At 68.4% G+C, this 18,090-nt stretch carries 17 protein-coding genes; 9 read left to right on the top strand and 8 right to left on the bottom strand.

The window, feature by feature from the left end; all coding sequences use genetic code 11:
• Window positions 1-4: 4 nt before the first annotated feature.
• Window positions 5-1,186, bottom strand: a complete 1,182-nt coding sequence (locus ON38_RS33715) for an NAD(P)/FAD-dependent oxidoreductase (RefSeq protein WP_039829405.1) — start codon at window positions 1,184-1,186, stop codon at window positions 5-7.
• Window positions 1,187-1,377: 191 nt separating this feature from the next.
• Between ON38_RS33715 and ON38_RS33710 the strand changes: the two genes are divergently transcribed.
• A complete protein-coding gene (locus ON38_RS33710) occupies window positions 1,378-1,842 on the top strand; it encodes a hypothetical protein (RefSeq protein ID WP_039829489.1) in 465 nt (154 codons plus the stop codon).
• Window positions 1,839-2,156 (top strand): transcriptional regulator, encoded by a 318-nt coding sequence (locus ON38_RS33705; RefSeq protein ID WP_039829488.1) that lies wholly within the window; start codon window positions 1,839-1,841, stop codon window positions 2,154-2,156. Before ON38_RS33710 ends, ON38_RS33705 begins: the two co-directional genes overlap by 4 nt.
• 365 nt (window positions 2,157-2,521) lie before the next feature.
• Here ON38_RS33705 and ON38_RS33695 read toward each other — a convergent pair whose 3' ends face one another.
• The 3 genes from ON38_RS33695 to ON38_RS33685 form a co-directional block, all read right to left on the bottom strand.
• Window positions 2,522-3,661, bottom strand: a complete 1,140-nt coding sequence (locus tag ON38_RS33695; RefSeq protein WP_039829403.1) for an FAD-dependent monooxygenase — start codon at window positions 3,659-3,661, stop codon at window positions 2,522-2,524.
• Window positions 3,658-5,157, bottom strand: coding sequence for an FAD-binding oxidoreductase (locus tag ON38_RS34570; protein ID WP_051165617.1), 1,500 nt, complete (start codon window positions 5,155-5,157; stop codon window positions 3,658-3,660). The genes ON38_RS33695 and ON38_RS34570 overlap by 4 nt, the downstream gene beginning before the upstream one ends.
• A 277-nt stretch (window positions 5,158-5,434) precedes the next feature.
• Window positions 5,435-6,616: a hypothetical protein gene (locus ON38_RS33685; RefSeq protein ID WP_051165616.1), complete on the bottom strand. Its 1,182-nt coding sequence runs from the start codon at window positions 6,614-6,616 to the stop codon at window positions 5,435-5,437.
• A gap of 146 nt (window positions 6,617-6,762) precedes the next feature.
• Here ON38_RS33685 and ON38_RS33680 point away from each other — a divergent pair, with 146 nt between their 5' ends.
• Together ON38_RS33680 and ON38_RS33675 are read left to right on the top strand one after the other, a co-directional pair.
• Window positions 6,763-7,641 carry an alpha/beta fold hydrolase gene (locus tag ON38_RS33680; protein WP_039829402.1) on the top strand — a complete coding sequence of 293 codons (879 nt, stop codon included), beginning with the start codon at window positions 6,763-6,765 and terminating at the stop codon, window positions 7,639-7,641.
• Window positions 7,642-7,921: 280 nt separating this feature from the next.
• Window positions 7,922-8,491, top strand: a complete 570-nt coding sequence (locus ON38_RS33675; protein ID WP_245564535.1) for a DUF8020 domain-containing protein — start codon at window positions 7,922-7,924, stop codon at window positions 8,489-8,491.
• 57 nt (window positions 8,492-8,548) lie between these two features.
• Here ON38_RS33675 and ON38_RS34565 read toward each other — a convergent pair whose 3' ends face one another.
• Window positions 8,549-8,968, bottom strand: coding sequence for a hypothetical protein (locus ON38_RS34565; protein WP_051165615.1), 420 nt, complete (start codon window positions 8,966-8,968; stop codon window positions 8,549-8,551).
• A gap of 91 nt (window positions 8,969-9,059) precedes the next feature.
• Here ON38_RS34565 and ON38_RS33665 point away from each other — a divergent pair, with 91 nt between their 5' ends.
• A complete protein-coding gene (locus ON38_RS33665) occupies window positions 9,060-10,142 on the top strand; it encodes an alpha/beta hydrolase family protein (protein ID WP_157182054.1) in 1,083 nt (360 codons plus the stop codon).
• A gap of 259 nt (window positions 10,143-10,401) precedes the next feature.
• Here ON38_RS33665 and ON38_RS33655 read toward each other — a convergent pair whose 3' ends face one another.
• From ON38_RS33655 to ON38_RS33645, 3 genes are all read right to left on the bottom strand, one after another.
• The gene (locus ON38_RS33655; protein WP_157182053.1) at window positions 10,402-11,163 is read right to left on the bottom strand and encodes a histidine phosphatase family protein; all 762 of its coding nucleotides are present in this window, start codon (window positions 11,161-11,163) and stop codon (window positions 10,402-10,404) included.
• A 423-nt stretch (window positions 11,164-11,586) separates the two neighbouring features.
• Window positions 11,587-12,063 carry an anthrone oxygenase family protein gene (locus tag ON38_RS33650; RefSeq protein WP_245564527.1) on the bottom strand — a complete coding sequence of 159 codons (477 nt, stop codon included), beginning with the start codon at window positions 12,061-12,063 and terminating at the stop codon, window positions 11,587-11,589.
• A gap of 190 nt (window positions 12,064-12,253) precedes the next feature.
• Window positions 12,254-13,108: an NADP-dependent oxidoreductase gene (locus ON38_RS33645; protein WP_245564519.1), complete on the bottom strand. Its 855-nt coding sequence runs from the start codon at window positions 13,106-13,108 to the stop codon at window positions 12,254-12,256.
• 228 nt (window positions 13,109-13,336) lie between these two features.
• Here ON38_RS33645 and ON38_RS33640 point away from each other — a divergent pair, with 228 nt between their 5' ends.
• Genes ON38_RS33640 through ON38_RS33625 form a run of 4 tightly spaced genes read left to right on the top strand, consistent with a single transcriptional unit; the run spans window position 13,337 to window position 18,061 of the window.
• Complete coding sequence (locus tag ON38_RS33640; RefSeq protein ID WP_306306713.1) at window positions 13,337-14,848, top strand: TnsB C-terminal domain-containing protein; 1,512 nt, start codon at window positions 13,337-13,339, stop codon at window positions 14,846-14,848.
• Window positions 14,845-15,627, top strand: a complete 783-nt coding sequence (locus ON38_RS33635) for an AAA family ATPase (RefSeq protein ID WP_083873312.1) — start codon at window positions 14,845-14,847, stop codon at window positions 15,625-15,627. Before ON38_RS33640 ends, ON38_RS33635 begins: the two co-directional genes overlap by 4 nt.
• On the top strand, window positions 15,624-17,231 hold the full coding sequence (locus tag ON38_RS34560; protein ID WP_051165614.1) for a hypothetical protein: 1,608 nt from the start codon (window positions 15,624-15,626) through the stop codon (window positions 17,229-17,231). The genes ON38_RS33635 and ON38_RS34560 overlap by 4 nt, the downstream gene beginning before the upstream one ends.
• Window positions 17,213-18,061 (top strand): hypothetical protein, encoded by an 849-nt coding sequence (locus tag ON38_RS33625; RefSeq protein WP_039829391.1) that lies wholly within the window; start codon window positions 17,213-17,215, stop codon window positions 18,059-18,061. The genes ON38_RS34560 and ON38_RS33625 overlap by 19 nt, the downstream gene beginning before the upstream one ends.
• The last annotated feature ends 29 nt before the right edge of the window (window positions 18,062-18,090 follow it).

Below are 18,090 nucleotides of genomic sequence, written 5' to 3'. Positions count from 1 at the left end.
GACCTCACGCTTTCCTCTTGGTCGCGCGACCGCCCTTGGACAGCGTCACCGAGACGTTCATCTTCTTGCTCAGCGCGAACATCGGTACCGGGCTGCCGCTCACGCTCTCCTTGTAGAACACGGCCGCGCGACCTTTCAGGTACCAGCGCCGCGGGGTGTCGTCGGCGTGGGTGAACTGGATGACGGCGTCGCGGCGCCCCAGACTCACCGGCTGGTGGAAGTAGCCGAACCGGAAAGGCGTGACCTTCTTGTCCCGTAGCCGCCGGGTGACGGTATCGGCGACGTAGGCGGCGGTGGGCAGGCCGCTCTGGCAGGTGCCGTGGATCCGGCCCCATGCCATCTCCACCGCCGCCGCATCGCCGATCGCGTAGATATCGGGGTGCGATACCGAACGCAGCGTGGCATCGGTGCGCACCGATCCCCGTGCGTCGGTCGCGATTCCGGACTCGCGGGCCAGGGCGGGCACCCGGACACCTGCTGTCCACAGAGTGAGATCCGACGGCAGCACGTCCCCGTCGGCCAGCCGGACCCCGGCGGGCAATACCTTGGTCACCTGCACGCCGACCTTCCTCCGGATACCCAGCCGGTCCAGCGCCCGATTCAGGTGGGCGCGGGCACGCGCACCCATCATCGAACCCGGCTCGGCCGAGGCGATCAGTGTGACGGTCAGCTCCGGATGACTTTCCGCGATCTCGGTGGCCGCCTCGATACCGGTGAGGCCACCGCCGACCACGGTGACAGCGCCGCCGGAGTGCGCGAGTTCGGCCAGGCGGCGGGAGAAGTCGCGGGCGCGCCGCGGATCGTTCAGCGTCCAGGCGTGGTCGGCGGTGCCCGGCACCCGCGAGGTGTCGGTGGCGCTGCCGAGCGCGTAGACCAGGGTGTCGTAGGTCAGGACGATGCCGTTGTCGAGGGTCACCCGGTGGGCGACCGGGTCGATCGCGGTCGCCGCCGCCCGGTGGAACTCGACTCCGGTCCCGTCGAGCAGGTCGGGGATCCGGTGGTCGGCCAGTGACTGCCCGGCGGCGATCTGATGCATCCGCAGCCGTTCGGTGAACCGGTCCGACGGGTTGACCAGCGTGATCCGCACGTCCAGGGCGCGGGTCCGGTGGGCCAGCCGCTGGGTCGCGAGCATTCCGGTGTAGCCGGCGCCCAGGACGACGATGTGGTGGGTTTCGGTGGTGTTCATGGCGTTCTCCAGCGCTCTCGGCTTCGCGGTCGAGGATTGGACAGAACAGCCGCGGCGAACGTGACAGAACTTCCGTGTGATCTGGATCACCTTACCTGCCCACTTCGCCACACACGATCCAGCGGTTCCCCTATTGACTTTCCCGCCCGGAAAGTGGACTCTTACTTTCCAGGCAGGAAAGTGAGGTGGCCATGGACGACGTCGCTCCGGATCAGGCACGCGCCGCGCTGGACGCAGTGGAGCAAGCGCGTCGCGGAGTGGCCCGGGAGGTGGGCCTGCCGCGCGGATACTGGTGGGCAATGGCCGCGGGCTGGGTCGGTCTCTGCGCGATCGGGGATCTCGGGCCGCAGTGGCCGGCCGTCGGCGCGACGCTGATCTTCGGCGCCGGGCACTCGTTCATCGCCTCGCGGCTGCTCGACGGGCGTCACCGCACCGGCCAGGTGCAGGTCAGTGCGCCCGTGGCCGGACGCCGCACGCCGTTCGTGGTCATCGGCATGCTGTGCGCGCTCGTCGCACTCACCATCGGCGTGGCGATGGTCCTGCACGCGGACGGCGCCCGCCACCCCGGGATATGGGCGGGGGTGCCGGTGGCGGCGACCATCGGCTTCGGCGGCCCGGAAATCCTGCGTGTCCTGCGGCAGTGGTTCCGCGCGTGACGCAGGCCCGCTTCGACGAACTCATCCACCCCAGTACCCGGCTCACGCTGGTCGCGACGCTGGCAGCCGCCGACTGGGCCGAGTTCGCGTTCCTCAAAGACCGTCTGGGGCTGTCGGATTCGGCCCTGTCCAAACAGCTCGCCACTCTGGAGAGCGCCGGCTACGTCACCACCGAACGCCGCCTGGACGGCAATCGCCGCAAGGTCCGCGCCCACCTGACCGAGCGCGGACGCGACGCCTTCACCGGCCATATCGCCGCCCTGCAGGAAATCGTCGCCGCCGCGTCACCGGCGGACCCGGACACACCGTCGTGATCCGGAACCCGCGCCGGCGGCCGGGGTTCCGCCGCCGGATATCACTCGAATCGTCCACCGAACAGGAGCCCGACATGGGAATCTTCCGCAAGACCTCGCGTAACCCCGAACCGCCGGCCGAGCCACAGTCCGAGGCGCAACCCGAAGCCGGGCAGGCCCGGCCGGACCGAGAAGTCCGCCGCCGGCGACGTCGCCTCCTGGGCGGCGCCTACACCGGAGGTGGCAGCGGAAGCTGACCACACCGGCCTCGATCTGTGACGCAGGTGGCGGGGTCTGGACGGAATTCGGTAGCGCCGGTTATCGGGACGCCCGAGGATCGGATGGATGAGACCCGGTGCCGGCGGACCGGCCGGTGGTCTGCGGCGTCAGCGATCCCCACCGTGGAGGCCGGGCCGGTGCGCGTCGAGGTAGGCGGCGCGATCGCGGAAAGAGCCGGCCAGGGCATCACCGTAGGCGATGAGCTCGGCGTGCGCGGCACCTCGGGGTAGGTAGCGTTCCTGGATCAGTCGCTCCGATTTCGGGCTGTCACATGCCTCGGCGAGGATTTCGGCCAGTACGCTGGCGTCCTCCATGGTGTAACTCATTCCCTGGCCGGTCATCGGATGTGGTGAGAAGGCCGCGCCGCCGAGCAGGACGACATTTCCCCGGTGATACCGGGTGCTGCGGTACACGGACAGGGTTGCGCGGGAGAACTGCGTCGGGTCGAGCCGGTCGAGCGCGTCCCGGTGGTGGGGGACGAAGCCGGCCAGCCGCGCCTTCATATCGATACTGCGCTCGCGAAACACCGCGCCGTCCTGGTCTTCCGGTAGTCCGACGAACACTCTGGCCAGGTCGTTACCCACCGGATAGAAGTAGGCGAACCAGCCGCCGGAATCGAAATAGAGCCGATTGCGTTCGAGGACACCGGGTGTGGCCGGCACGGTGGCCATCCGCAGTACGTGATCGTGGCAACTCACCTCCCGGGGTGCGGCGACGAAATCGCTCAGTGGTGAACGAGTTCCCGCCGAGTCGATATACATATGCGCGCGCACCGCCGTGCCGTCATCGAGTGTCACCTCCGTGACCCGGGAATCCGCGACGCGCACATCGACCATCCGCCTTCCGAACCGGATATCGATACTCGGCAGCTCACCACACGCGGCGAGGATCGTTCCCACTGTTTCGGCGTACGGGATGGTCAGGAAGTAGCCGGTGTCGGTGTGCTCGGCGAAATCGTAGGAGAACAACAGGGTTCCGTCGTGGTGGAAATCGATGACCCTGCGCCGTAGCGCCGCTCGGCGCATCAACCGGTCGAGCAGGCCGTGCTGATCGAGGATGCGAATACCGCGCGGTTTGAGGATGTCGGCGCCCCGCCGGGACACCTCGGGGCCGGGTTCGATCACCAGTACCCGACGACCGCGGCGGCCCAGCAACAGTGCCAGCAGCGCACCGCCCACTCCGGCACCGCGGACGACGCAGTCCAGCACCGGGCCGGTGGGGGCCGGGAAGATTCGGGACGCGGTCATCGGTCCGACGCCAGGAAACGGCCGGGCGCGATGATCGCGGCCGGGTCGTACATCCGCTTGAGCATGTGCAGCGGCTCATCGAGGTAATCGGCGGCCCGATCCGGCAGTTCCGACGGCTCGTGATCGATATCGGAGCGATACGGCGGAAAGCCGGCCCGCAGAAAGGACCGGCGGGCCGCGCGGCGCAATTCGTGTGCGCGATCGATACTGCCCGGGTCTCGCAGGAACGGTATCTGGGCCACCATATTCGTGGACCGCTGCGAGACCACATTGAATTCGAGCATGCCCGCGGTGCCGTACCGCCGGGCCTCGGCCTCGAACAGCTCGATCGCTCTGCTCAGATCCCCTCGCTCGAACGGCACCACCGGCAGGAACATCAACCGGCCGATCGTCGACCGGTCGACCTGCGCGCAGGAGGTGACGCCGAGACCGTCTTGGACATTGATGCACGACGGGATCCCGCGCGCGAACAGAGTGCGGGGATGGAGCGGGTCGTCGATGGCGGTCTGCGAGGTATCCAGCGAGCGGTAGGAAACGAGTCCGCGGACGCGGGAGAATATGTCGCGCACGGTCCGCTCGGAATCCTCGACGGCCGCGCGGGAGCCCAGCAGCGGTAACTGCACAGTGACGGCATCGATATCGGCGGTGGCGGGCAGCGCGGCGCGCCCGGTCGCGGGCACCACGAAGAGGTCCTTCAATCGCAGCATGCCGTCGGTCGCGTTGCGCGTTCGGCCGACCCGGATCATCGCCTCCACCACCTCGGCGAGCGCGGCCTTGGCGAAGGTGGCGTGTACCAGGGTGATCGTCTGCGGCCGCGGTACGAGGCCGATCGCCATCGCGGTGACCACACCGAGGTTGCTCTGGACGAAGGCGCGGGTCAGGTCGGGGCCCGCCACGGTCCCGGCGTACCGGCCGTTGCGGTCCAGACCGCCGGTGGTCATGACCTGCCCGGTACCGAGCACGACTTCGACTCCGAGGAGATCGTCGATCCGGGGACGCAGGGTGCCGTCGCCGCGCTCGAGCGTATTTCCGACGATGCTCGCATCGGCGCAGCCCGCGGTCACGTTCAGCATCCACGGTGTGTCCTCGAGGAGTCCGGCCAGCTGTCGCTGCGTCACACCCGGCTCGATCACCGCGTACCCGCGGTCCAGATCCAGGGTCCGGACCGCGGTCATCCGGCCGGCGTCCAGAATCGAACACCCGTCGCTCACCGGCGACCGCGATCCCATTCCCCAATTCCGCCCCGTACTCAGGGGAAAAATCGGGGTATTCGTGCGAGCCGCCGAGACGACTGCCTGCCGCACCTCCTCGGTGGAGGCCGGGAATATCGTGCCACGCACCTCTCGTACCCGGTGTTCCCCGAGGTCGGCCGCGTGCTGTACCCGAGTGCGCGATTCGACGGCCACCGCTGCGCCGAATGCGCCGGACGAGATCTGTCTGTTCGCTTGTCCGGGCTCGGTCTCTTTCGGCAGCGCGCCGGGGTCGTGACGGGACATGTTCCACCTACGTTCATCAATAGAATTCGGCCGGCCCCGAATGGGTCGAAGTCCAAGTGTGTTGATTCCGTGGGCGGATGAACAGTCGGGAAGTCCCTACAATCGACCGTTCGGATCGGGTGCGGCACGCATCGACCGATGCGCGGGTATCGCTGTCCCGTCGGAGCTACGGACCACCACCGGTCTCGCCGTGCGGGCCGGGGTCCGCACCGGGGGCGTCATCGGCGGTGGTGGCCGCGTCGGCGCGAAGGATGCCGAACCGGCACCACGTCGATTCCTAGGCAGGGCGTGGCGAATCTTGCCGCGCTTCCTGGTGCCGAGCCAGTCGGGAAGCGAGTTCGTCGAGATGGGTCTTTACTGAGGTGAATCCGAGCAATCCGCTCTGCGCGGTGGTCTCGGTGGCCGCTGGTGAGAGCCGGCTGTGGGCCCGGCGCATGACATCCACGTCGTCGACGGCGATCGCGGCGTGTGCGATGACCGCCCACAGGGCTTCGAACAGCAGGTCCCGGGGTGGGGATTCGAGACGGCGCAATGCGGTTCGGGCACTGTCGAGCTGCCCGCGGGCGACCAGGAGGGTCGGGCGCACCCACGGCGTGTACGGGCCCCAGTCGGTGTCGGGCGCCATTGTCGCGATTCGTTCGGTGTCCCGATGGGAGAGGTACAGGCACAGTCGCGCCAACGCCACCAATCCGTGTTCGAGACCGGGCATTCCCGCACCGTTCAACGTGGCGGCGGCCGACTCGTATGCGCGTTCGGCGGCGGGGAGAGTGTCGGTTGTCGCCGTCCGAAGGGCGCAATACCAGGTGGTGAACACGGTAACCAGTGGGAGTCCGTGCCGGGCGGCGAGCAGATCGGCGGCCGCGGCGTGCCGGTCTGCGCCGACGAGGTCGGCCAGCGCACAGCGGGACTGCAGGCGAATGAGGTGGCCCAGTACTTCGTAGGTGGTCAGGTTGTTGCGGGTCGAGACAGACAGCACTTCCGAGGCGAGGGCGTCTCGTCGCGGGGCCAGGCCTGCCCGCTGGAACGTTTGCATGAACACGCCGTTGAGGGCGAAGGCCGGCAGTGCCGGGTCGTTGAGGCGGCGGGCGATCTGCTCGGCTCGGCGGGCCGCTCGCAGGGGCCGCAGACCGGGTTCGTCCGGTGCGTCGCGTGGAAGTGTTCCGCGCGACTCGAGCGCGATCGTGGCCAACAACCGGGCCCGGTTCGAATCGTCCTGTTCGGGGAGGCGTCGCAGTGTCCGCTCGGCCGTGGCGACCAGCCGTGCGGCCTGGGCGGGGTCGTCGGAGCGGGTCCAGATGGGCGACGAAGGTCCGGATCGCGCCGACCGGATCGGCGGGCGGATCGGTCCACAGATCGTCCACCAACCGGCCGACGGGAACGACGCGGCGACGGGCCACGAGCAACCGGGCCAGCACGGCGCGATAGCGCGGCCCGCGCAGTACGACCGGGGCGCCGTCATCGTCGCGCACGGTCACCGGTCCCAGCACCTGAAACCGCATCAGCCCACTGTAGTGCGTGTTCATCGGTTGCTCATCGCCGCGTCACAGTCTGGCCATCGATCCGCCGAGTACTTCGCGGACACCCTCGAAAGAAAGAACCGCACCGATGAAACCCGCACTGACCGGATTCGACTACCACCGTGTCGCCGTCGCCGACGGCGTCGCCCTCGAGGCGGCCGTGGCCGGATCGGGGTCCCCGATCGTCCTGCTCCACGGCTTTCCGCAGACCCACCTGATGTGGCGTCATGTCGCCGCCGACCTCGCGGCCGAACACACCGTGCTGTGTCCCGATCTGCGCGGCTACGGCGCCAGCGACAAGCCTGCCGCGGTGTCGGCCGATACCTATTCCAAGCGCACGATGGCCGCCGATATCGTCACCATGGCCGAAGCCCTCGGGCACGACCGGTTCGCACTCGCCGGACACGACCGCGGCGCCCTGGTCGCCTTCCGTGCCGGGCTCGACCATCCCGAAACGATCACCCATCTGGCCTGCCTCGACGTATTGCCCACCGTGGATATGTGGGAGGTGATGCACGGGGCCGACGCGGCCGTCGGTTTCCACCTCTACCTGATGGCCCAGCCGCCCGGCCTGCCCGAGCAGATGATCTCGGCGAGTGCCGACGAGTTCTTCTCCTATTCCCTCGATCGGTGGACCAACGATCCGGCCGCGATCCCCGCCGATATTCGCGCGGCCTACCTGGACGCCGACCGCGCCGCCGTCACCTCGATCGTCGCCGACTACCGTGCCTCGGCCACCGTCGACGTCGATCACGACCGCGCCGACCGCGCCGCGGGGAACAGGCTGGCCATGCCCGTCTCCGTACTGCAGCAGGATTGGGGTGCGGCGCTGGGCTACGAGGCCGCCGCACTCTGGGCGAACTGGGCACCCGACTTGGACCACCGGACGGTCACCTCGGGCCATTTCATGGCCGAAGAAGCGCCGGCCGATATCGCCGCGGCACTTCGCGACCTCCTGCGGCGCTGATCCGGGAAGTTGTGGCCGCACGCCCTGCGACTTCTGACCCCGGATGCACCCGTACGACATTGTCCTGCAGAAGGTCTCGCACCGCGTGCGCGTGTACTACGCTTCCGCCGATCACCTGGGAAACCGGAGTGTGGCGTTCGAGCTGTGTGGCGTACACACCATCGAATTCGGCACCGCCTAGAGTCTGACCCGGTCCGCCCATCCGGGGCTGCTGAGTGGAGGGGTTCGAAGAATGAAGTTCGGTAAAACCACTGCTTCCGTTTTCTTGACCATCTCGGCCGTGGGCATCACTGCGGCAACCGCCCACGCAGAGCCGGCCGTCGCGGAGCAGCCGGCCGCAATGCCCGCGGGGGCTACGACTTCCGGTAACGACCACGGGATCGACTACCGGATAACCATTTCGCCGGTCGACAGGGTCGTTGTCGCCACCGTCGAGAACGGTAGGTTCGAGCTCACGCCCGACGGCGCGGTGGTGCTCGGCACCGGCGCCGCGGCGGCAGCCGTCGAAATGCCGCAATGGTTCGCCGCCGACGGCCGTTCGATCCCGATTGCGCAGCACATCGGCGCGGACGGCCACACCCTGACGCTCACCCCGGCCACGACGGCCGTGGACAGCGCGCAAGCGCAGGACATCAGCTCCTACAGCCGGCTCGTGGAGCAGATCGACAAGAACCTGCCCGGCGTCGTCGGCGGTGCCATCGTCGGCGGCCTCCTCGGGGCATGCCTCTTCCTGATCTGGGGAGTCAGCATCCCCGTGGGCGTGCTCGTCGGTGGAACCATCGGCGGATACGTCCAGGGCGGACCGGAGTTCCTCGACGCCGTCCAGGCTTTCGCCACCGGCCGGCCGTGATCGGCGGACAGAGGGACTCCGGGCACCCGTGGGAAGCAGCCGACGGCAGAAAGCGGGCTATCGAGCATCCTGTGTGCGACTCAGTGCCGCGAGCACCGCGGTGAGATGGGTGAAGTGGTGTGGGTCGCTCGATCGCAGCTCGCGGAACTCCCGATCCTCGCCCGCATCACACAGCTGTGTCAGCCACGTGATCAGCGCGGCACTGCCCTCGGGAGTCGGGACGAAGACGGTCCCGCCGAATGTCGGCTCCGCGAGCTGTGCGGTGTCCCCGGTGAGGATCTCGGCGAGCGCCAAGGCGGTCACGTCGTACAGATACTCGTCCACGGCGGGATCGCCACCGAGCAACCCCTCCCCGTGAGCGGCGTGCACCAGCTCATCGGCCGTCACACGTTCCCGGCCGGCGGTTATCCGCTCCACCAGCGCCAGCACTTCCAGACCCTCGTCGCTCTCCAGCGCCTTGACGCCCCACGCACCCATGCCCTCACCCTAGCGACGACCACGGGCGGTCATCGCCCGTTCGCCACCGGACCGGGAAACACCGGCGCCGCTGTTCCGTACTATCGCAGCGGTGGGTCATGATTCGGCCCCGTTCATTTCCGGGCCGGTGCCGCGCAGCGTACGAGCGGATATCGGCGAATCCGATGTAGAGGAGCACACCATCCCCGGGGTTCCGCGTTCCGCCATCACGATTTCCCTCCCCCGCACTTCCGCGCTCTCCTCCCAAGGCAGCCGCTTCCGGCGCCCGTCGTGGACGAGGCTTCTTTCGCTGGCAGCGGTGCTGCTGGTCGGCATCGTCGGCCACGCCGGCGTGTCTCTCGCACAGGAGTCGGACGCGATCCGAGAGGTCGCGGCACCGCCCATCTACACCGGAACCGTGGACAACGGGGCTGCCTGCACTCAGGAGTTCCGCACCCGCGGCTTCGAACCGGAATCGGCCGGGACCGCGCGGCGCCCATTGTTCCTGTACTTCGTGGGCACCAATATCGGCAGGGCCGCCGGAGGCGATGCGGCCGATAACGCACCCGCGGCCGAGGCGGTGACCGAGGCGATGGCGCGCCGCGGCTTCGTCGCGCTCACAGTCGACTACGACAACAGCCTCGCGGCGCTGTTCAGCGACCATCGCAACCAGACCCGGTGCCTGTTCTCCGCATCCGAGCCACGCAGTCTGCTCACCGTCGCCTGCGCGCTCGACACTGTCGACTGCGATCTGGGTATCGCGGCCTGGGGGCACAGTCAGGGCGGCGCCGTCGCCCACCTCGCCCCGAACCACGACCCGAGGGTGCGTGCGGTGTGGACCACCGGCTACGCGGGTGAGATGCCGTCGACACTTCCGAAGGACCGCCTGCGGGTCGTCGCCGGCGAGAACGAGGACAACGGCACCGGCCAGGTACTGGACAAGGCCGCCGGTTTCGCGCCGGGCGAATGCGACGAGGGGGCCGACACCTGTTTGCGCAGCGACGGCAGCGGATGGGTGATCGTCCGGCGATCCGATGTGGATACCAGCGCGGATCACTGCTGGTTCTACCGGCGTTCGTGCACAGACCCGGTGGGTTTCCTCGAGCCGAGCTGGACCGACCGGGACTCGACGCGCCCCTACGCAATCGAGCCCAATGCCGACTGGATAGCCCGCACGGCGCGCAGATCCTCATGAGCCCCGAATTCGGTGCTCTCGATTTCTTCCCGTGGCCGAGGGCGGGATTCCCTTGCTCGACGGCGCACCCTCCAGCGGCATCGACCGAGTCTCCGGACGCAGCCCCCGAACTCCCGGCTGCGGCGCCGGTGGTACGGACCGGGTGACTCGGCTCCACGCCAGGCCCCACGGCATCGAGAAGCGCCGGCGGCCGGTCGAGAGCTCCGGCTCGGGAGACAGTCGATGGTGTGGTCGGCCGGCGGAACCCGCGCCCGCGGATTCATTCCCCGAGCGCTTCGAACATCCTGTGGGCGATGTCGTTGTGCCGCAGACGCTGCCATCGCCGCAGCCGGGACTCCGGGTTTTCTACGGGAACGCACTCCCATTCGGTGATGCCGGCGTGGTCGACCGCGCCGATCGCGGATTCGAGCGGTGCAAGCCGGAAGTACAGCTCGGCTGCGATGATGGAGGCGCGGTGACAAACCAGGATCACCGTTTCACCCGGATGACGTTCGATGATGCGCTCCAGGCACTCACCCATCTGCCGAACCTCCGCCGACCGGGATTCGACGCTGTCCGAGTGCGACGTGCGGTCGGGTGCGGGCAGGTCGTAGGAGAGGGGCAGGTGCAGTGCTGTCGCGATGAGTCGCGCGGTCTGCACCGCGGAGGTGAGAGGCGTCGAATACACCGCGCCGATCGCTTCCTGTCCGATCACGAGCCTGTTGGCCACGCCCAGGGCTTGACGGTAGCCGCGAGGCGAGAGTCCCGGCCCGCCGCCGGGCCCTTGTATATCGTCACGAGCGTGATCGCCTGTCGCCCCGTGGCGGATCATGATCATCCGCACCCCTTGTCCCCGGACACGACCCGCTACGTCGCGCCGCGGGACCGCCTCGACCGGGATCCGGTCGGCGGGAAGGGTGGTATGACCGCGCGGACCGGCTTCGACAGCGGGGAGGTCGTTGCCGAGCCGGTGCCGGGCACATGTGCTGTGTACGACATCGATCTGCGCCGTCGACACTGTAGGCGGCAGTACTTCCGTCATCGCAGAACCATTCCTGTATGCGCCGGCCACCGGGGCAGTTTCTGTCGTGGCCGGCGAACTCGTTGCGGCGGTGTGCCGGGCTGTGCGGAGGCCGGTCTTCGAGGACGGCTGTACGGCTCGAAGCGACCGACCGGCCTCCTCGTCGGTGCCACCGTCTCGCGCCACGGCGTGGCTTGTGACCACGACGAGCAAGAACCCCTCGATCCCGCTACACCGAGGCCGCTGACCACCAACATGTCGACGATCGCCGGATAGGTAGCCGCAACACATCGGCAATCGCCGATTTCCCATAGGTATGGGCGGCCGAGGCAGGTTCCTGCGATTCCCCATAGCTGCTTCGCACCCGCGGCGGTACCGATCGAAGGCCCCGTACAGGCGCAACCCCGCCGCCGCCCGCGAGGCCGGAACTCGGGCCGGCGCGCGTCACCGGTTCTGCAGGCCGGCCAGTAGCAGCACGGCGCCGACGAAGCCGGTGACGGTGCGCGCGTGATTCCATGCTGTCCAGGTCGAGAAGTACGCCTGCCATTCGCGCGCGGCATCGGCCACCGACAGGCCATCGGGGTTCACGGTGTCCAGGTGGTTGTTGAGCGGAACGTTGAAAACCATCGTGATGACCGCACCGAGGAGCACGAAGATCACACCGGCCGGCACCCACCAGCTGCCGGCCTGATTCAGCCGCGCCACCGTGATCACGCCGACCACCAATGCCAGGATTGTCGCGCTGAAGTACCCGAGGAGGAAGGCCGGGTTCGTGTTCGCGTCCGCGTTGATACCGCGCATTGCGGTGATGGCGGTGATGGGGCCGGTACTGTCCAGTCCGCGCATCACAGATGTGGAGAACACGTAGTTCATTCCGCCGACACCGGCACTCGCGAGGGCCGCGAGAGAAGTCGAGATCACAAACGGGCTTGTATTCATGATCAGAAGTCAACTGGAGACGACGCCCACCATCCAGCATTCACAGTCTCGACTCCATAAGCGTGCGTCTACGTCCGCACGGTCCGGAACACAGCGCGTCGGCGGTGCCGAAGGGGTGCCCGAGGCCGGGGCCGGCGTCCGATGGATGGCCGGTTTCTTGCCGGGTTGCCGCTCAGGGCGTGAGAACGTGACGGCCGCGGATACCGCCCGCGGCGACCGCCCGGTGGGCATCGGCGACCTGATCCAGCGGCAGCACCGCGGCCACCCGGGTGGGCAGGAGGCCGTTCGCGGCAAGGGCGAGCAGATCACTCAGGCGCGCTCCGTCGGGGTGCGACACCACGGCAGTGGTCGCGATTCCCCGCTCGGGAGCCGGGACCGCATTCGGTCGCACACCCACGAACACACCACCGTCGCGGACCAGAGCCAGGGCCTGGTCCTGCATGGCCGCACCGTCGGCAACGGCGTCCCAGCCCCCTCCGGCGTGTGTGGTGAATTCGGCGCCGAGGCCACGGACGAACGTCTCGTCCTCCGGTCGCGCCAGACCGGTGACCCGCCAGCCACGGTCGGGCGCGAGCGCCGCGACATATCCGCCCACCGCCCCGGCCGCGCCCGTGACCAGCAGCCTGTTCCGGCCGGCCGGCGCGTCACCCAGCAGATCGAGAAGCTGGGCCGCGGCCAGTCCGTTGAGCGGAACGGTGGACGCGGTGATCAGGTCCAGTTCATCCGGTACGACCGCCACATCCGCGGCGGTTACTGTCACCTGCTCCGCGTAGGTGCCGTAGTCCCGATCGAAGCCGTCGATCATCCCGGCGACCCGGGTGCCGACAGCCAGGTTCACCCCCGGACCCGCGGCGGCGATGGTACCGGCGAAGTCCCAGCCGAGCCCGGTGTACTCCGGCTGATGAACCAGGCCCAACCCGTGGAAGAAGCCACTCGCGACGCCGAGATCGACGGGATTGACGGCAGCGGCGGCGACCCGAACCCGGATCTGCCCGGGCCCGGGCCCGGTGATCGGGCGATCGATCACCTCGATCGACTCGGGGCCCTCCGGGCTCCGTGCGATACGACGCTCAATTGTCAGTATGTAGGCGACACCATTTTGTCAGTGAATCCGGTCTCCCGGCTATCTGATTCGTGATCGAATATCGCCTGGTAGTCGGCGATGGATGCTCGTGCTGGGCTGGCGCGAGTCTTTGCGGATTGGGCGGCTGGGCTGGTGGTCGAGGAACATATGCGCGTGCTTTGCCAGGCGGCGATAGATCGGCTGGTTCAGTTGGATGAGCATGGGCAGTTGACCAGTGAGTTGGTGGGGCTTACGGCGCAGGCGCTGGGGGTTGCCGAGCGTACGGTGTGGCGGTGGCTGCGGGCGCGCCGGTCGCAGGCTGTTCCTGTGCGGCGTGAGCGGTTCGGTATCGACGAGCGGTTGCGGGTGCGGTTGGCGTATTGGCGGGGAAACGCCGCGGCGTTGCATCGTGAGCTGGTCGAGGCCGAGAAGGCTGGTGGTCGCGCCGCGCCGGATCTGCGGACGGTGCAGCGTGCGATCAAACGCGATTTGACGGCTGGGGAGCTGGCGGGTCTTCGGGCCGGTGAGCGGGCTCGGCGGCGTTTCGATGTGTTCTTGACTCGGCCGGCGTCGTTCCGGAACGACGTGTGGGAGGCCGATCATGTCGAGGCGTCGGTGCAGGTGGAGGTGGATGGCCGGTGGGTGAAGCCGTGGGTGACGTGGTTCGTCGACGCGGCGCATGACGTGATCTTGGGGACGGCGGTGACGCCGCAGGCGCCGAGCCGGGAGCCGATCCTGGCGGCGTTGCGGGCGGCGGTGCTGCGGTCTGCGCCGTATGGTCCGGCGGGGGGGTTGCCCGGGGCGGTGCGTGTCGATCAGGGCAAAGATTTCTTGTCGCGGACGGTGCGTGAGGCGTTGGGGGCGTTCGCGGTGCGAGTGAATGACTTGGCGCCGTATACCCCGTTCGGGAAGGGGTCGGTGGAGATGGTGAACGGGGCGGTGAAGAAGATGCTGTTCGCGGGGATGCCGCGCTATACCCACCGCCAGACCCAGGTCAACGGTGTCCCGGTGGATCCTGATCAGCCCGCGTTGACGTTCGAGGCGTTCACCGCGGAGCTGCTGGGGTGGGTGGAGTGGTGGAACGGTGAGCACACGATCCGGGAGCTGGGGGACCGGACTCCGTTGCAGTCGTGGCTGGATGATCCGACACCGGTTCATGACGTGGATGCGGCGAAGTTGTGGATGTTCACTCTGGAAGATGACCGCCGCCAGCGCAAGATCACCACGAAGGGGATCGGTTTCGGGCGGGGCCGCCGCTATGTGGCGGAGTGGATGGTGGGCCGGGTCGGCACGGCGGTGCGGTTGCGGTATATGCCGCATCACGCCCATGAGGTGGAGGTGTTCGACGCGAAATCCGGTGTGTACCTGGGGACCGCGGTGCTGGCTGATCAGGCGCCGCCGGAGACGGTGGCCGCGGTACGGCGTGCCCGCAACCGCAAGGCCCGGCAGTTGCGCGCGGACCTGGCCGCGGCGGAGAAGGCCCGCCGTGCCCGGTATGCCGCAACCACAACCCCGACACCTGCGAAAAGGTTGGACACGGTGACGGTGGCCGAGGCCGAACGCGAACTCGCCGATGAGCGGGACCAGGATCTGGTGCGCTGGTCGCGCCCGGACCTGATCCCGCTCTCACCGCCGGCGCCGGGCTGGGTGCTGCCGGTCGGTCTGGATCGCGACAACGACGAGGGAAGGACCCGCACCCGGTGAGTGCACGCAATCCCGGCCTGGACGTCGGTGACGAGCAGGCCGATCATTTCCTCGGGTTGCCGCGGGCGAATATCGTGGCCACCGACTCGCTGCTACTCACGCAGGACAATCTGGCCGATGTGATCGCGGCGAAGGCGATGATGTGTGTGCATGGGGATGCCGGGCTGGGCAAGACGCTGTCGGTGAATGCGTCGCTGCGGCGGCTGGCGCCGGGGATGGTGTGCCGGGTGCAGTTCCGGGCGCGGCCGACACCACGCGATATCCGGCATGTGTTGTTCGACGCGCTGGCGATCAGCGGTTGTCCGCCGGGCAAGCCGATCGAGTTCGACCACGTCCTCAAAGACGTGCTGTCCGAGCGGTTCCGGGTGCTGGTGTGTGATGAGGCGCAGTGGCTGTCGCGGGAGTGTTTCGAGTATTGGCGGCATTTGTGGGATGACCGGCGCACCGATATCGCGATCGTGTTCGTCGGCGGCGGGGACTGCTATCAGGTGCTGCGTCGTGAACCGATGCTGTCGTCGCGGGTGTATGTGTGGCAGGAGTTCCGGCGGATGACCCGGGAGCAGGTGGCGCGGGTGATTCCGGCGTATCACCCGATCTGGGAGAACGCCGACCCGGAGGTGATCGAGTTCGCCGACGCGCACGCCGGACACGGCAATTTCCGGTCGTGGGCCAAGATCACCGCGCACGCGGACCGGGCATTGCAGCGGCTGGAGCGTGACACCGTCGACCATGATGTGCTCGGTTGGGTGTTCACCAAGCTCAGCGGACGCACCGGATGACCGGGGCACCGGAGGCGGACGCGGGTGTGCCGGTCGACGATTGGGAAGACCATCCGGTGGGATATGCGGCCGACCGGCTGGTGCCGCCGGTGATGATCGTGGCCGACCACGACGACGATGCCGCGGTGACCCGGGTCCTGCTGGAGTTCAGTGACCCGGTGGCGGGCCGGGTTACGGTGCATCCGACCCCGGCCACCACCGGTGCCGCGCCGTTGGCCCATGATCTGCTGGCGGCGCTGGGGTGTGCGGTGGCGCGGCCGTCGCAGGAGCGGGTTTCCGGAGTGATTCCGTCGTGGCAGGCGGTCAAAGCCTGGGTCGCCGCGCTGAATATCGATCAGGTGATCGTGCTGCGCGCGCACCGGCTCTCGGCGGCGGGTCTGGAGCGCTTGGTCGATCTGCGACTGTACGCGGGAATCCGGCTGGTGCTGGTCATTCACGGTGAGGGCCCGTATCGGCTGGTCCAGCGGTTACCGGCCGGGACCGCGCATCAGGTGGTCGGAGATGTCGGTGAGGTGATCGGCACCACGCGCCGCACTGAGCCTGTACGGGCGGCGCCGGATTCGCCGACCGAGTTCCCACCGACCGAGTTCCCGCCGATTCCTGATGGTGAGGTCACCGGTTTCCGAGCCGAGGCGTATCGGAGTCTGCCGGCCGCGGAGTTCGCCCGCGTGGATGCGGTCTATACGACCGGGATGGCTGCCACGTGCCGGTGGATGCACGCGATGCCCGATCCCGGGCCGATCACCGCGGACGAGGAACCGGCGGAGTATCTGCGGTCTCTGCTGCCCATCGGATTGTCCGCGACCGAAACCACGGTGGGCACACAGTTGCTGGTCAACGGCTATTCCGCTCATGACCTGCGCACACTGGCCGCTGGGCTGCTGTGCGTGGGCCGGCGACGAGACCGGGTGAGACTACCGCAACGTTTCGACGACACCTTCGAGTTGCAGCGATTTCTCACCGAACTGGTGAGCGATAGCCCCACCCGCCGCCATACCATCACGCTACTGCGCGGAGCCCAAGCCGGATGCCTACTGCACGGACTACTGATCGAATTACCCCGCGACCTGTTCACCGCCGCCGGCCCCGGGCTCACCGGCGCACCGGTCACGCAATCGGTCATCGACCGCATCCGGTCGGGCACTGCCAGCCCGGTACATGCTGCCGCACTGGCGACCGCCTTGTTCACCGGGTTCCCGGCCGCCTATCTGTCCCAGATCCCGATCGGTGCCCTGTCCGACGACGGCGCACTACTTGCCCTGGGCACAGACAGCGCACCACGGAAGTGGGGTGACAGCGCCCGCACACGCCATGCCTTCGCCGTCCCCGCGCCGGCCCGGCCGCTGCTGGTCGCGGCCCGCGCCTTTCTCCAACTGCGCGGTGGCGCACCGGATCGTGCTCTGCTCACCGCCGGTGTCGGCGCGGCGGCGCGGCACCTGAACGGAACCGCGGCAGCATGCGGGACCGCGCTGCCGCCACCGGCGCCGGCCGACCGCCACTGGCACCTCACAATCGCGGGCTGGTGGGTCGGGCCGAGCCTGCACCGCGAGACCGACTGGACCGTGAAGACCCGTTGGCCGCAGCCATGGGTGAACCCCCAGTGACCCGCCCGGGCCGGACGGCGGCCGCACCTGGACAACACCGCGTTCCGGCGAGTGGGCCGCGGCTGCACTACGACGCCATCCGCAGCAAGGCCGCGCACCTGGGATTGACCGCGAAAGAACTCGATACCGCCCTCGGGGTCCGACTCGGCACACTCGAAGAAGACCCCGATCAGCGCGGGGTGAGCCTGATCGTTCTCGACCGGCTGCGCCGGTTACTGGACATGCCGCTGGACGACCTGGTCATCTACGGCGGCCCGGCCGATATCCGGCCGCCGCCCGGCAGCGGGTGCGGTGAAGCCGAGGACGCGGGGTGTGTGCTGGCGCTGCTGGTGATCCACGACGGGCTCGGCATCGCGGATTTCCTGGCTCGTAGCGGCTGGTCGCGGCGGCGCCTCGATCAGGCGCTGACCGTTCTCGGCCACCAGCTCGAAGCGACCGCATTGCGGGTGGTGGCCACCGACGACCGGCTCACCGTGCTCATCCGCACCGCAGTGTTACCCGACGACCTGCGCACGGCCTTCACCGACCAGCGCATGCGCCGGATACCCATGGGCCCGCATGAGGCGGTTGAGCTGGTCAAACTCGTCCGCAACAAGGTCTTGGAACCCTTCCCGGACTCCCTCGGCCTGCACGAGGAATCCACCAACGCCTACACCGTCGACCCCTCCGGCATGCTGGCCCGACAGCGCATCGCGATCCACCGCACCAGCCCCACCCTCCAACGCAGCACCGCAGCGAATACGTTGGAGATCCACCCCGACGTGATGTTCGCACTCGGCCTCGCCGACCGCCCGGCACCGACACAGCCACCACCACGCCCCAATTCATAGCCGGGACGGGCGAAACATGTCGGGTGGCC

The sequence above is a fragment of the Nocardia testacea NBRC 100365 genome (genome assembly GCF_000308775.1).
Classification (GTDB): domain Bacteria; phylum Actinomycetota; class Actinomycetes; order Mycobacteriales; family Mycobacteriaceae; genus Nocardia; species Nocardia testacea.
The sequence above is the reverse complement of the archived record's forward strand: the minus strand, read 5'-3'. Positions and strand labels throughout refer to the sequence as shown.